Origin of the sequence: Tatumella sp. JGM91 (genome assembly GCF_018257575.1) — a bacterium.
GTDB classification, from domain to species: domain Bacteria; phylum Pseudomonadota; class Gammaproteobacteria; order Enterobacterales; family Enterobacteriaceae; genus Tatumella; species Tatumella punctata.
Map to the genome: position 1 here is coordinate 130,657 of NZ_JAERJP010000004.1, position 14,579 is coordinate 145,235.

Consider the following 14,579-nt stretch of genomic DNA (forward strand, 5'->3'; position numbering starts at 1 on the left):
TGGCGGGTGAACGGGCCGTCAGTGACAGACAGCAATCTCAGCCGTTATTCTGTCGGCATAACAGCCAGACAAATACCGGTGTTCCCAGCAGTACCGCCATAATCCCCGCCGGAATCTGGAAAGGCCAGATAACCAGCCGCCCCAGAGTATCAGCCACTATCATCAGTACCGCGCCGGTGATGGCTGCGGCCGGTAAGGCAACCGCAGCCTGACGGATCCCCAGCTGGCGGATCGCCTGAGGTGCCAGCAGTCCGATAAAGCTCATTGGCCCCAGTAACAGGGTGGCACAGGCACTGAGGATGGCGCAAAATACCAGCAGTACGCCGGTGACCGGCCGCAAGGCGAGTCCCAGGGATGCGGCCACGGGTCCGCCAAGGGGTAACAGGGTCAGCCAGCGAAAAAACAGCAACGACAGGGGCAGGGCAACAGTAATGATGATCAGGCCACTGAACGCTGTCTGTGGGGTAGCTCCCCAGGCAGAGCCTGATAACCAGCTGATAATCTGACTGGCATCGGGTGTGCCGCTGGCCAGCAGCAAACTGATCACGGCAGCGGCAAGGGCACTCAGGGCCGTTCCGGCCAGCAGAATACGCGATGACGATGCCGCTCCGGCAAAAGCGAAGCAAATAATAATCCCCAGGCTGAGCAATGCTCCCGCCAGTGCAGCAGGGAAAACAGTGATCCCCGCCGCGCCGGGGAAGATTAACAGCATAACGACCACCCCGCATGCAGCGCCGCTGTTAACCCCGAGCACTTCGGGGCTGGCCAGCGGGTTGGCGGTCAGGCGTTGTAATATGACCCCGCCGATAGCCAGTAGCGCGCCGCAACTGCCGGCGACCATGGCCCGTGGCCAGCGGAACCCTAAAGGATCAGAACCGGTCAGTTGCAGACCCTGTCCGGTGCGGGTAATACTCACCGCCAGCAATGCAGCCAGTATCAGCAGTATTACCAGCAGGGCCCATTTTCGGCGGTTGATTTGCCGTGCCCGGCGGGGCTGCGGATGTAAGTCCGGGAGGGTAACAAACCGGGCACGGGCAATAATCCACAGCATCAGCGGGATCCCGCCGATGGCGGTAATATTACCGGCGGTGATTTGATAGCCGCCATACGCCATCAATACGGCAACCTGATCACAGGCCAGTAATATCAGTGCGCCGAACAGCATCACCAGCAGCAGATGGCTGATAAAACGCTTATGGGGCAGTAACCGGCAGATCTGCGGGGCAAACAGGCCGATAAAACCAATAATACCTGCCTGGCTGACAGTCCAGCCGGCGGCGAAGATCACCAGCAATAATCCCCCCAGCCGGATACGCTGGCTGCGGCCACCGAGGCTGCTGATCATCGTATCGGATAAACGCAGCAGGTTTAACGGTCGGGAAAAAAGCACAGTCAGCAGGACAATAATCAGCACCACCGGCGTCAGATTTTTCACCACTGACCAGTCATTCTGGGTCAGATTTCCACTGCTCCAGATAAACACATTCTGCAACTGCTGGTGGCGGAACAGCATAATCCCGTTCTGCAAGGCGGTGCAAAACAGTCCGATAATCAGTCCGGTCAGCAGCAGGGTGAGGGGAGACAGACGGCGCTGATTACTGAGAATAAAAATAATCACCCCGCAGACCAATGCACCGGCCAGGGATAACCCCTGACTGATCAGCACACTGCTGCCCAGCAGGGTGGCCAGCGTCATGCCCAGTTGAGCCCCGGAGGCAATACCGAGGGTCGAAGGTTCGGCCAGCGGGTTTTTCAGTAATAACTGACACAGCCAGCCCGCCAGCCCGAGCATTGCACCGGTCAGTAATGCCACGGCGATCCGTGGCAGATAGCTGTAGTGCAACAGCAGCATATTCTGTTGCTGAAGATCAGCGACAGCCTGTGGCGTCAGTCCCCGGGGATGATGCGGAAAATAATAATGCAGGCTGTTCACGGTCAGTAACAGCATAATCACGACCGACAACAGCAGAATAATTGATATCACGGCGGATTTACGCACGGTATTCCTCCGCAGTCTGCACCAGTTTTCCGGCAAAACGTAATGCTGAATAAAGACTGCCATACAGCCAGATCGGTTCAATAAGCCGGCGACGGTGTTGCAGATTAAAAGGCATCTGCTGCCAGACCGGTGAGCCGGACAATGCGTTAGTCAGCCCCTGATCACCGTGTGAAAACTGCAACACAATATCTGCCTGACAGGTCAGCAGTTGCTCGATACCGACGATCACACTTCCCCAGATACTGGACGATCCCTGCCAGGCGGATTGCAGACCGGTGGCGGTGACGACTTCGCCGAAAAGGCTGTCGCGGGTCAGTACCAGGGCCTGACGGGGTGACATCAGGGTAAACATCAGCACTTTTTTACCTGCCAGTGGTTGCAGTTGCTGCCGGTAAACCGCCATTTGCTGGTCGAAACTGTGCAGGTATTGCTGTGCCACGGGCTGACGTTCAAGACGATCTGCCAGCTGCAGTATATTCTGCCGCGCCACACTGAGCAGTGTGCTGCCGGCAACGGCAAACGGATACTGCCATACGGGGGCGATTTGCTGTAGCCGGGAGACGGATAACGGCGAATGTTGCGGCAGGAGCAGTAACCGGGGAGCCAGGCTGTACAGCAGTTCCAGATTAGGTTCGGTGCGCAGCCCCAGTTCGGTGACCTGAGGCGGGACAGGCGGTGCCGATACCCAGTTGTTATAGCCACTGATATCACTGACTGCCATTGGTGTCAGCCCCAGAACATACAGCATTTCGACGGCCGACCACTCCAGTGCGGCAACCGGCGATAATAGCGGGGCAGCCACCGCGCGGCACACTGACGGCAGGCCGGCGGCGGCCAGCAGTAAGGCTGACCGGCGTAATAACTGACGCCGGCTGAACAGTGCCGGTTGTCCGCCGGAACTATCTGACATAGCTGATATACTCCCCGTTCTCCGGCTGGCGGATGACGCCCATCGGCACACCGTAAATCTGTTCCAGCTGTGACGGGGTCATCAGCTGACTGACATTACCGTGAAAAATTTTCTCTCCCTGTTTCAGGGCAATAAATTCATCACAGAACCGTGCGGCCATATTAATGTCGTGCAACACCATAATAACGGTTAACTTGCGTTGCCGTGACAAGGTGTGGATCACTGACAGCACCTCTTTCTGATGGGCAATATCCAGCGCGGAGGTCGGTTCATCCAGTAATAAACAGTGGCTGCCCTGAACCACGCACATGGCAATCCACGCTCGCTGCCGTTCACCCCCGGACAGACTCTCCACCAGCTGGTCACTGGCACGGGTGAGATCGACACTGGCAATCGCACGGGCAATCGCGTCATGATCCTCATGGCGCATTTTTCCCAGCGCGCCATGCCAGGCATAACGCCCGAGCCCGACCAGCTCTTTTACGGTCATTCCTTCCGCCACCGGCAGACTCTGGGGCAGATAGGCCACCTGACGGGCAAACTCCCTGGCCCCCCAGTCAGATAAGGGTTTGCCATGCCAGCGGATCTCTCCGGCGGAAGGCGTACTCTGCCGGCTGAGCAGTTTAATCAGGGTAGATTTTCCGGAGCCATTATGGCCAATCAATCCCGTGACCCGCTGTGGTGAAAACTGCAGGTTCAGGGGGCGGAGTAATTGCCGCTGTTCAATACTGACTTGTGCCTGAAAAAGGCCGAATGTTGCCGCACTGGCAAGGGTATCCTGACTGTTCACATTTTTTCTCATCGGATTAACTGTTTTCGCTTTTCAGCAGCGGACAGGACGGGCACTTCTGATGCCCGTCGAGCCGGAAAATCAGACAACAGTGGCGGCGTTGCTGGCGCGGAGAGCCGTCCGGCCCGCTCAGGGTGCGTAACGGCGCATATAAGCGGTTGACCTGGCCGTCTGGCCGGCGGGGCATGGCGAATAACGCCTCCAGCAACTGTACATCCGCCTGTTTTTCGGCAGCCCGCTGCATTCCCTGCCATAGTCTGACCGCCGCATTACTCCAGAATACGGTCAGATTATGTCCGGCAAAGGTGGCCAGTGTCTGACATACGGGATCAATAAACTGGCTGATCAGCTGTTCCAGCTGCTGTTGCTGCCTGTCGAGGGGTAACTGCGGACCCGGGGCACCGGCATTCAGCCAGGTCTCCGGGTATCCGTGGTGGTTAAGTTGTAGCTGTCCGTTGAATTCCCATAACGGGCTGGCCCGCTGCTCGCAACACAGCCTCACGGCCCAGTTGATCAGCGTATCGGCAAACAGCCAGTGCGACCACAGGGACAGCCATGCGGCTTTTTCCGACGGGGAATACTGTTGCCAGACGGCGGGCAGCCATGCACCAAAGGCGTCCGGCTGACAAAGGATCCTGGCAGGAACGCCGCTAAACGGCAGTTCAGCCGTAGTATCGGTGACTGACATGGCAAAATTTCCACTGCTGACAATAAAATTCCTGGAATAATAATGCAAATGATAAAGAGTTGCATTACTATGCTGCGTTTTGTAGCATTTTTCCGGTAACAGTCAGCGGCAGACATCCGCGAACTGTACCGGTTTACCAGACAAACCAGGCAGAAAAATGAAAATGAGTGGCAGTAGTTTCACACCCGGTCTGCTCCGCCAGGCCATCCTGATGGCACTTCTTCCGGTCAGTAGTTATGCCCTTGGGGCAGGCCATCCCCCGGGGGATGAAGCCGGAACCGGCAATAATACCTTGCTGGTTACCGCCAGACCGGGGGCAGACACCAATAATGGTCAGGATCCACTGCCGGCATTTCTGGACGGTGGTATTGCCAATGGCGCACGGCTGGGGGTACTGGGGGAACAGAAAGCCCTTGATGTTCCCTTTAATGTGATCAGCTACACCTCAACACTGATAGACAGTCAGCAGGCCCGTACTTTGCAGGATGTGGTAAAAAATGATGCATCGGTGCAGAACGTACGTGGTTATGGCAATTTCTCTCAGGGATTCCGTATCCGCGGGTTTGACCTGCTGGGTGATGATATTGCCCTTAATGGCCTGTACGGGATCCTGCCACGGCAAATTCTTCCTCTGGAAGACGTTGAGCGGGTAGAAATTATTAAAGGTTCCACTGCCTTTATGAATGGTGTCCCTGCCGCAGGGAGCGGTGCCGGGGGCAATATTAATATCGAATCTAAACACGCCACCAGTACGCCGGTCCGGCGTATCAGCGTCGATTATACCTCCCGCCAGCAACCCGGGGTCAGTGCCGATATTGGTCAGCGTTTCGGTGACCGGGACCAGTTTGGTATCCGTGCTAACCTGGTACAGCGCGAAGGTGAAACACAGATTCACCGTGAGAAAGATCGTACCACTGCCGCTTTTCTCGGCCTTGATTACCATGGCGATAAACTGGAGAGTTCACTGGATCTGGGGTACGTAAAATCGACGATCCATAATGGCCGGGCAGGTATCCGGCTGGCGAAGGGGATGACCGAAGTCCCTGATGCGCCGGATCCGCGCACTAACTACGGGCAGTCATGGAGTTACGCAAATTTAACCACCCGTTATGCCTTACTGAAAAATGACTACCACCTGACACCGGACTGGGTATTCTACAGTGCTATCGGGGCTAACCATACCAATGAATGGTCGGCCAGCGGGTCGCCGGTAGTATCAGACCTGAACGGGGATTCCACGATGAGCCGTCTGGATACTCATTACTCTGCCGATACAGTGGCCGGTATGGCCGGGGTCCGCGGGAAATTCCGCACCGGTGATGTCAGCCATCAGGTTAACCTCGGTTATTCCGGTATCTATAATCGGGCAGGCAGCGCCTATCTGATGTCGGGAACTTTCACCGGACCGAATATCTATAACCCTTCGCCGGTAACTGCCGGGCCGATGATTTATTCCGGCGGTAATATGTCGGCACCTTCCGTACGCAGCCGTACCGTCAATAACGGCATTTCCCTGTCAGATACGCTCGGGATACTCGACGACCGCCTGTTATTCACGGCCGGTGCCCGCTACCAGAAACTGCGGGTACGTAACTACCAATACAGTGGTGCGGAAGATACGGCCAGTGCATTTGATGCCCATCGCTGGTCACCGGTCTATGGTGTGGTATGGAAAGCACAGGACTGGCTGTCTCTGTACGCAAACCATACGGAAGGTCTGCAGGCGGCAGCCGTTGCCCCGTCAAATGCGGTGAATGCAGGCCAGGTGCCGGGTATCGGACGTACGCGACAGAACGAAGTCGGGGTTAAAGTGCAGCGTGGCACCTTTGGCGGAAACCTGGCCCTGTTTGATATGCGTAAGATGGCGGGCCGTCTGGACAGTGACCAGGTGTATCGTCTGACCGGTGAACAGCGTAATCAGGGCATTGAAGTCAATATCTTCGGTGAGCCGATCCTCGGCTGGCGGGTAAATGCCGGCAGCAGCTGGCTGAAACCGGTTATGCACAATACCAGCGACGGATCCAATGGTAAGGATGCTGTAGGCGTACCGCGTAATCAATGGACACTGGGTTCTGAATGGGATATTCCGGGCGTACAGGGCGTCACCTTATCGGGCACCCTGGTGCATACCAGCCGCCAGTATTACGATGTGGCCAATACTATGCCGATACCGGCCTGGACCCGTCTGGACCTCGGGGTACAGTATGTGACCTCACTGCAGGAGACCCGTGTAACCTGGCGCGCCGGGCTGGAAAACGTCACCAACAGAAAATACTGGCAAACCGTCGGTCAGAGTAATGGTTATCTGACCCAGGGGGATCCGCGAACCCTTAAATTATCAATGAGTGTCGATTTCTGATCACTCCCGTTGCTCCTCAGCCCCTGTCCGCCGGCCAGTCCGGCGGCCATTTTTACAGTGAACTATGTCGCTACTACGATCGATTCTGAAACAGCATTTGCTGGCTATCGGCGGAATTATTCTGCTTAACCTGACCAGTGCCTGTCTGGGTATTTTTACCATTGCTTATATTAATCAGACCCTGGCCGATGAAAGCTCGTTATATACCGGGCTGAGCAAGCTGACCGGGCTGCTGATCCTGCTGTTACTGATTACGCTGGCAGCACAGTGGGGACTGACGGCGCTGGGGCATCATTTTATCTGGCAGAAACGCAGCCGGATCATCCGGCAAATGATGGCCACACCACTGGATAAGTTAGAGCAACAGGGGGACGGTGAGTTACTGTCTCTGCTGGGGCCGGATATTCGTAATATCACCCTGGCTTTTGTCCGTCTGCCTGAATTAATTCAGGGAGTCGTGCTGGGCGGGGTGGCGATCGGCTATCTCGGCTATTTATCCCTGCCTGTATCAGGGATAGTGATTATCTGGATGGGGCTGACTTTTTATACCGGTTACCGGATGGTGGCTAAGGTCTATCATCATATCCGCCATGTCCGTGACTATGAGAGCCAGTTGCAGGAGGTCTTCCAGGTGGTTATCCACGGTAAAAAAGAACTGAGCCTGAATCCGGCCAGGGCCCGGCATTTTTATGACCATGATTATCAGCAGGCGGCCCTCGGCTACCGGCAGCATATTATCCGCGCCGACAGTTTTCATATTTCGGCGATTAACTGGTCAAATATCATGATGCTCGGGCTAATCGGGCTGATTTTCCTGGCGTCCCGGTCGCTGGGATGGATCTCCGCCACCACAGCCACATCTTTCTCCCTGACCGTCTTGTTTTTACGCTCTCCGTTGCTCCAGGCGATTGGTGCCTGGCCGACGTTGCTGAGCGGGGAACTGGCCTGGCAAAAAATCAATCAGATATTTCCCGACCGGGCGACGACTGAGCCGCCGCCTGCTACGGCGATCCCTGCCGACTGGCAGATCCTGCGCTGGGAAAATCTCAGCTGGTATTACCCGCAGAGCGGGTTCCGGGTGGGTCCGGTGAATGCCACTCTCAGACGCGGGGAAATTGTATTTATTATCGGTGCCAATGGCTCCGGGAAATCGACCCTTAGTCAGATGCTGGCCGGTTTGTATAAAGATCCTCAGGCGAAAGTCTGGCTGGATAATCAGCCGCTGGACAATACAGGGTTAAAATCTCTGTTTTCGGTGGTATTTACCCGGCCTTATCTGTTTAAAACCCTGTTTGTTGAACCACAGCCGGAGGATCAGGCCCTGACAGAACAGTGGCTGGAAAAAATGCAGCTGGGGGAGAAAATTTATGTCAAGGATCACCAGCTGAGTACGCTGGAACTGTCTCAGGGGCAAAAAAAACGAGTGGCATTGTTACTGGCGCTGGCGGAAAAGCGCGATATTTTGTTTCTTGATGAGTGGGCTGCCGAACAGGATCCCCAGTTCCGGCGCTATTTCTATCGTGAATTGTTGCCGTGGTTAGTGTCGCAGGGCAAAACCCTGCTGATTATCAGTCATGATGATGATTACTTTGATGTCGCAGACCGGGTCCTGCAGATGCAGCAGGGACAGCTTATGGAACTGTCCGCAGCACAGCGGCGGCAGGCTGCCAGAGAGGTACTTGCACAGCCGGTTCAGGGCGGATAAATAAACAGGGGCTGCGCGGGCAGCCCCCGGGAAAGTGACCCGTATCAGCGTTTTTTACGACGGGATCGCCGCACAACACCAGCGATAATCAGCCCGGCAACAATCACCACGGCAGCGATCATTCCGCCCCTGGCTATCGACAACAGCGGGGACGGTGCACCTCCTGCCCGCAGTACTGCGACCCGTTGCGGACTGGTCTGTACCTCCCTGTCACCGAAGGTGCTGAAGATATAATTAACCAGTGTCGAGATTTGCTGATCATTCATACTGCTGCTGAATGACGGCATAGCCTGTCCGTGGTCAGGGGTTAATCCGTCGAGAATCGCCATTACCGCATTATCAGCCACCGGACGCTGCAGCGCCGCATTGCCGTACAGCGCCGGCAATCCGCGGCTGCCCTGGCCCGATAACTGATGGCAGGTTGCACAGTGTTCTGAATAAAGCTGAGCCCCCGGTGAGGCACTGTCGTTCATCAGCGCCAGCTCAGAGACTCGCGGCGGGCTGGCAGGTAACCGGCCCGGCGCGGCATTCTCCGGCTGAGGTGTAGTGGCGCGAATATAGGTCACGATGGCATTAATATCGCTGGCTGACAGTCGGCTAAAGCTTTTATTAATCGCTTCCAGCATCGGACCACCCGCCTGTGAACCGGTCGGTGAATGGCCGGCAGACAGATAGCTGGCCAAATCACTGGCAGACCAGTGACCGATACCGGCATGCATATCCGGGGTGATATTCGGGGCAAACCAGGTACCGAGCGAAGCACCGGCCAGCGCCTGACCCTGTTTCTCGGCCATCAGGGCATTGCGCGGGGTATGGCAGGTTGAACAGTGGGCCAGTCCCTGTACCAGGTAAGCCCCGCGGTTCCAGGCCGCAGACTGACTGCTGTCCTCAGTATAAGGCTTATCCCCCGCAAACAGCAGATTCCACCCGGCCATGGAAAAACGGATATTGAACGGGAACGGCAAGTCGGTGGCCCGGGTTTTTTGATCGACCGGAGCCACAGCCTGCATAAAGTATGCATACAGGGCCTGCATATCCTGATCGGTGATTCTGGCATAAGAGGTATAAGGCATTGCCGGGTACAGGCGGGCACCGTCTTTTCTGATGCCCTGGCGCACTGCTTTTTCGAAATCGGCCAGTGAATAGTCACCGATACCGTCAGTTTTCGACGGGGTGATATTGGTCGATATAATTTTACCGATTGGGGTGGCTATCGCCAGCCCGCCGGCAAAAGGCTTACCGCCATCGGTCGTGTGACAAGCGGCACAGTCCCCGGCGACAGCCAAATATTGCCCTTTTTCAACCAGCCGTTGTCCGGCACTATCTTCCGCAAAGGCGGTGCTGGTCAGCACCAGCCCGCTGAGCGCAGCCGCAATGCTCAGAGAAAGCAATCTTTTCATCGGCGATCCCCTCAGAGTTTGCCAAGAATGGCGTCAGCAGTACGTAAACCGAGCGCACAGGCAGTCAGCGTTGAGTTGGCTGTTGCCACTGTCGGCATCACCCCGGTAGAAACCATGTACAGATTATCGAATTCCCAGGCTTTTCCTGTCGGGTCAGTCACTGAGGTTTTTTCATCGTGGCCCATGGCCAGGGTGCCGGTAATATGCTGGTTATTACTGTAAACGCCGGGCGGTGAATAGCGGACATCCGTGGCACCCAGCAGACTGGCAATTTCTGCGTACACTTTCAGGGAGTGCTGCATACCTCTTTCGATATACCCGTCATAGGAATAAGAGAATGCCGGTACCGGTAAGCCCAGAGCATCTTTTTTACGGGTACTGAGCATGGTGCGGTTATCAGGATCTGGTAATTGTTCGAGCACGTTTTTAATACTCAGTTCATGGGATGCACGGTAGACAATGGCATTATCGAGGTCTGCGCCGGTCAGTCCTTCTTTAATTGCCCCGGCAGTGACTCCGGCAACCCGTGATGAGTTAGAAATATCAATACGGAATGCGGCCGATTCGGAACGGAATGCACCGTCACGTAATTGCTGAATAGATGACGGGCTCATCGGGCCCCGGCCCGGCCAGAGTGGCTCATCCACATAAAAGGTGGCAGAGTTTGAGGGATGATCCATCAGGTTACGCCCCAGCTGATCATAGTTATTACACAGACCCCGGGGGTTTTTATCATCTGCCGACAGCATCAGGATACGCGGTATTTCTATCGCATTTGCGGCCATCACAAAAACGTCCGCGGTCACCCGATGGGATTGTTTATTCCAGTCGTAGTAATGCAGCGCGGTGATTTTGCCGTGACCGTTGTGTTCAAGTTTATAGACCACCGCCTGCGGAATCAGCTCTACTCCGGCTATTTCTGCCGCTGTGGCGGCGATCCCCCCGTGATACTGTGCATCAATCGGGCAAACCGGCATACAGTTGTTGTTACCGCAACACTGGGGACGGCCATCATAAGGAACCGAATTACGGCCGGTGGTATTGGTCAGCACTTCGTAACGGGGGGCCAGACGTGCGGTCACCCGCTGTTCAAGGTAAGACATGGTAACGCCCGGCATCGGGTAAGGGTGCCGGCGTGGTGAATATTTAGCCATAGCGTCCGGGCCGGAGACTCCCCACAGCAGTTCCGCTTCGTAATAGTAGGGTTCCAGGTCCTCGTAACTGATCGGCCAGTCGCGGCCGACGCCGTACAGGGATTTCAGACGGAAATCGTTGGGTAACAAGCGCCAGGCTTGTGCTGCCCAGTGCCAGCTGGTACCGCCGACCACCCTCAGATATTCCGGCTTATAAGCTTTCGGCCCGGTCTGGTCCAGGTAGCCGTTATCTTCCGGTTTATAGTCGGGGAACGGGGCGATTTCTGAATTCGGGTAAGGGGCGATAAAATCGTCTTTACGGGCCGAGTGGCGAAAATTATTGACGATTTGATCACGCTGGATGCGCGGGCCGGCTTCCAGCATCAGGACCTTGCGACCGGCCAGCGCCAGTTTTCGGGCGGTCAGGGAACCGACAACACCGGAGCCGACCACAACGATATCGGCAGAAATAGTTTCAGACATTCTGATCACTTCTCACAGGATAAAATTTAACAGTTCACCGGCAGGGCCGGTTAAAAAGGTCTGGCCGCCCAGCTGCCATAAGCGCCATAGGCGTAAGTCGGGGGGTTAAGCACCGCGGCAACCTGCTGGTTTGCCAGGTCATCAACGTACGCCACACAAATGGCTTTATCACCGCTTCCGGCAATCCCCAGGTACCAGCCCGTCAGGATCAGCGCCGGTAAGTCAGCCAGATCGGTCACACGACTGTCGGCGGCCAGCCGCGTTTTCAGGGCCGCTGCAGGGACTGAATTCTGAGTGACCCACTGTTTCAGACGTGACAGACGTTGCGGGAACTGGCTATCAATGTGGCTGAAAGCAGCAAACAGCGCGCGACTGTATTCTGCAGGCAGAGTGTTACGGCCGGTTAACAGCATGGAGATATCACTAAAGTCGCTATTGTCAGGTGTGTCGGCGAAAGCCGGTAGTATCGCTGACGGTAGCAGTGATGTGGCAGCCAGCGCGCCCATTCCCTGCAATATTCGCCTGCGCGATATCTTATTAAACATATCAATCATTCACATTTCCTGATGTTATTTATAGTGTTCAGCAAAGGGTGTAACCACGACATTGTTATTCCAGTGACAAAAAATAGTGATCATCACAATGATAACGCCGGTAAGTATAATCATCTGGTTAACTATTATGTACAGGATATTTAACAGGTGCCGGAGAGTGTCCGGCAGCGTTACCGGACGGAATTATCTTTTTGTGGTAGCGTTTACACTCGATGTTTTATCAGGGTTAATAAAAATAAAAAGCCAAATCAAGATGTTGTATATTTCTGAACCAAAAAACAAAAGTGTTTCATTTATGTTAATTTTACTGCATTGGCCTGATAAAGAGTAATGTAACAAAGTAATACTCTTTTTAAGGTTACCGGTAACATTGTATTGCTGTCAGCCGGTATCTGGCGATGAGCCGGTCATCAGAATCATGACTTTCATCGACGGACTGTCAGTGATCTGAAAGTTAATTATGATTAAGTATTTATCGGGCCCTGATATGCTGTTGATGATGCAAACACAACCTATAAAAAGAGAGATACACTATGTCTGATGTTGTTATCCCGGCGATTAAACAGTATGAAGAGGAGATGATCGCTATCCGTCGTCATCTGCACGCTCACCCGGAACTCAGTCTGCAGGAATTTGAGACCAGCCAGTTTGTCGCTGAAAAACTGACGGAATGGGGCTACCGGGTGACGCGGGAAATAGGTAAAACCGGGCTGGTGGGGACGCTGAGCAAAGGGCATTCGGCGAAATCTATCGGCCTGCGTGCTGATATGGATGCCTTGCCGATCCAGGAAACCACCGGACTGAGTTATGCCAGTCAGCATCCCGGTAAGATGCATGCCTGTGGTCATGATGGCCATACTACCATTTTACTGTCCGCAGCCAGATATCTGGCCAGTGATGAATGCCGGTTTGATGGTACGGTACATGTGATTTTTCAGCCTGCGGAAGAAGCGATTGGCGGCGCTGATTTGATGATTCAGGACGGATTGTTTGAGCGTTTCCCCTGCGATGCTATCTATGCATTACATAACCGTCCCGGGCTGCCGGCCGGAAAATTTGGTTTCTATGCCGGTCATTTTATGGCCTCGGCTGATACGGTAAAGATCACTCTGCACGGTAAAGGCGGGCACGGGGCTCACCCGGAAAACACCGTCGACCCGCTGGTGGCCGCCGCCGCGCTGATTATGTCATTACAGACCATTGTCTCGCGTAATGTCACTCCGGGAGAGACGGCGATTGTCACCGTCGGGATGTTGCATGCGGGAGTGGCGTCCAATGTTATTCCCGAAACTGCGGAGATGGAACTGACGGTACGGGCAATGAAACCGGAGGTCAGGGAACTGCTGATCCGCCGTATTCATGAAATCAGTGAACTGACAGCCCGGAGCTACGGTGCCAGGGCGACCCTGCAGGTCTGTGAGTCTTACCCGGTACTGACCAATAGTGCGCAGCACACGGCTGACGCTAAAGCGCTGGCGATTGAAGTCTTTGGCCGCGATGCAGTGGAAGACAATATTATTCCATCCACCGGCAGCGAAGACTTTTCTTTTATGCTGGAAAAACGTCCGGGGTGTTATTTTCTGCTGGGAAATGACAGCCCGCAGGGGCAGGGCTGTTCACTGCATAACCCGGGGTATGACTTTAATGACCAGATTATTTCTGCGGGGGCGTCTTTCTTCGTCAGGCTGGTACAACGGCATTGCTGCTGAGAGGTAAGCCGATAAGGGCTCTCCCCGGTACGGATACCGGGGAAAGACTTACTGTGGCGGATAGACGCTGAAGGTAAAATACTTTTTTTCGATACGCGCATATTCACCGCTTTTATGGATCGCGGCGATAGCATTATTAATTAAGGTCAGACGGGCAGTATCACCTTGACGTAAGCCGATCCCGGAACCCTGCCCGAAAAACACCTTATCTTCCGGCTGTGCACTGACAGAATAACCTTTCCCCTGCGGTGTTTTCAGAAAACCGTTATCTGCGGTGACGGCATCTGTCAGGGTGCCGTCCAGCCGGCCGGCAACCAGATCCGGGTAGATTGCATCCTGATTAGGATAGGAGACGACCTGTACCCCGGCCGGGGCCCATTTTGCTTTCGCCCAGGCTTCCTGGGTGGTTCCCTGGGCAACCCCGATAGTTTTTCCTTTCAGCGTTGCCAGGTCATCGGTGATATGGCTACCGTCAGCCACCACCAGTGCATTCGGTGTATGATAAATCATGTCCGAGAAAGCAATTTGTTGCTGGCGTTTCTCGGTACGGGACATAGAAGAGAGGATGGCATCAAATTTTTTCGCTTGCAGTGCCGGAATCAAACCGTCGAAGCTGAGCTCTGTCCATTGGCAGGTCACCTGTGCCTGTTTACAGATAGCGTTACCGAGATCAATATCGAATCCCTGTAATTTGCCTTCTGCTGTTTTAAATTCAAAGGGCGGAAAGGTGGGATCCACGGCAAAGCGCAATACGTCAGCAGCGCTGGCAATACCGCTGATACCTAACAAACCGGCCAGCCCACAGGCAGAAATGATTTTTTTCACTAATGATTACCTTATTAATTATAA

General features: G+C 54.7%; 11 protein-coding genes. 3 read left to right on the plus strand and 8 right to left on the minus strand.

Features of this window, described 5'->3' with window-relative positions; translation table 11 throughout:
- Positions 1–37: 37 nt before the first annotated feature.
- The 4 genes from fhuB to fhuF all read right to left on the minus strand — a co-directional run bounded on the left by fhuB (position 38) and on the right by fhuF (position 4,387).
- Positions 38–1,999, minus strand: coding sequence for a Fe(3+)-hydroxamate ABC transporter permease FhuB (gene fhuB, locus JK198_RS04315; protein WP_212706915.1), 1,962 nt, complete (start codon positions 1,997–1,999; stop codon positions 38–40).
- Positions 1,992–2,909, minus strand: coding sequence for a Fe(3+)-hydroxamate ABC transporter substrate-binding protein FhuD (gene fhuD / locus JK198_RS04320; RefSeq protein WP_212710105.1), 918 nt, complete (start codon positions 2,907–2,909; stop codon positions 1,992–1,994). Before fhuD ends, fhuB begins: the two co-directional genes overlap by 8 nt.
- A complete protein-coding gene (locus JK198_RS04325) occupies positions 2,899–3,636 on the minus strand; it encodes an ATP-binding cassette domain-containing protein (RefSeq protein ID WP_349290152.1) in 738 nt (245 codons plus the stop codon). Before JK198_RS04325 ends, fhuD begins: the two co-directional genes overlap by 11 nt.
- Before the next feature lie 79 nt (positions 3,637–3,715).
- Positions 3,716–4,387, minus strand: coding sequence for a siderophore-iron reductase FhuF (gene fhuF / locus JK198_RS04330; protein ID WP_212710107.1), 672 nt, complete (start codon positions 4,385–4,387; stop codon positions 3,716–3,718).
- Between the two features lie 157 nt (positions 4,388–4,544).
- Between fhuF and JK198_RS04335 the strand changes: the two genes are divergently transcribed.
- Together JK198_RS04335 and JK198_RS04340 are read left to right on the plus strand one after the other, a co-directional pair.
- Complete coding sequence (locus tag JK198_RS04335; protein WP_249213252.1) at positions 4,545–6,746, plus strand: TonB-dependent siderophore receptor; 2,202 nt, start codon at positions 4,545–4,547, stop codon at positions 6,744–6,746.
- A gap of 64 nt (positions 6,747–6,810) precedes the next feature.
- Positions 6,811–8,451: a multidrug ABC transporter permease/ATP-binding protein gene (locus JK198_RS04340; protein ID WP_212706919.1), complete on the plus strand. Its 1,641-nt coding sequence runs from the start codon at positions 6,811–6,813 to the stop codon at positions 8,449–8,451.
- A gap of 44 nt (positions 8,452–8,495) precedes the next feature.
- On the opposite strand, the gene JK198_RS04345 is transcribed toward JK198_RS04340, so the two are convergent.
- From JK198_RS04345 to JK198_RS04355, 3 genes are read right to left on the minus strand one after another with little or no spacing between them, the layout of a single operon-like run.
- Complete coding sequence (locus JK198_RS04345) at positions 8,496–9,851, minus strand: c-type cytochrome (protein ID WP_212710109.1); 1,356 nt, start codon at positions 9,849–9,851, stop codon at positions 8,496–8,498.
- An 11-nt stretch (positions 9,852–9,862) separates the two neighbouring features.
- Positions 9,863–11,467 carry a GMC family oxidoreductase gene (locus tag JK198_RS04350; protein ID WP_212706921.1) on the minus strand — a complete coding sequence of 535 codons (1,605 nt, stop codon included), beginning with the start codon at positions 11,465–11,467 and terminating at the stop codon, positions 9,863–9,865.
- A gap of 50 nt (positions 11,468–11,517) precedes the next feature.
- Positions 11,518–12,021: a sugar dehydrogenase complex small subunit gene (locus tag JK198_RS04355; RefSeq protein WP_212706922.1), complete on the minus strand. Its 504-nt coding sequence runs from the start codon at positions 12,019–12,021 to the stop codon at positions 11,518–11,520.
- A gap of 533 nt (positions 12,022–12,554) precedes the next feature.
- On the opposite strand from JK198_RS04355, the gene JK198_RS04360 reads away from it, so the two are divergent.
- Positions 12,555–13,730 carry a M20 aminoacylase family protein gene (locus JK198_RS04360; protein WP_212710111.1) on the plus strand — a complete coding sequence of 392 codons (1,176 nt, stop codon included), beginning with the start codon at positions 12,555–12,557 and terminating at the stop codon, positions 13,728–13,730.
- 48 nt (positions 13,731–13,778) lie between these two features.
- Here the strand turns inward: JK198_RS04360 and JK198_RS04365 are convergent, their stop codons facing one another.
- A complete protein-coding gene (locus JK198_RS04365) occupies positions 13,779–14,528 on the minus strand; it encodes a transporter substrate-binding domain-containing protein (RefSeq protein WP_249212954.1) in 750 nt (249 codons plus the stop codon).
- Positions 14,529–14,579 lie beyond the last annotated feature (51 nt).

Excerpts from the sequence above, each read along its gene's own strand:
- fhuD (WP_212710105.1), bottom strand. The coding sequence starts at position 2,909 with ATGTCAGATAGTTCCGGCGGACAACCGGCACTGTTCAGCCGGCGTCAG.
- fhuF (WP_212710107.1), bottom strand. The coding sequence starts at position 4,387 with ATGTCAGTCACCGATACTACGGCTGAACTGCCGTTTAGCGGCGTTCCT.
- JK198_RS04335 (WP_249213252.1), top strand. The coding sequence starts at position 4,545 with ATGAAAATGAGTGGCAGTAGTTTCACACCCGGTCTGCTCCGCCAGGCC.
- JK198_RS04340 (WP_212706919.1), top strand. The coding sequence starts at position 6,811 with ATGTCGCTACTACGATCGATTCTGAAACAGCATTTGCTGGCTATCGGC.
- JK198_RS04345 (WP_212710109.1), bottom strand. The coding sequence starts at position 9,851 with ATGAAAAGATTGCTTTCTCTGAGCATTGCGGCTGCGCTCAGCGGGCTG.
- JK198_RS04350 (WP_212706921.1), bottom strand. The coding sequence starts at position 11,467 with ATGTCTGAAACTATTTCTGCCGATATCGTTGTGGTCGGCTCCGGTGTT.
- JK198_RS04355 (WP_212706922.1), bottom strand. The coding sequence starts at position 12,021 with ATGATTGATATGTTTAATAAGATATCGCGCAGGCGAATATTGCAGGGA.
- JK198_RS04360 (WP_212710111.1), top strand. The coding sequence starts at position 12,555 with ATGTCTGATGTTGTTATCCCGGCGATTAAACAGTATGAAGAGGAGATG.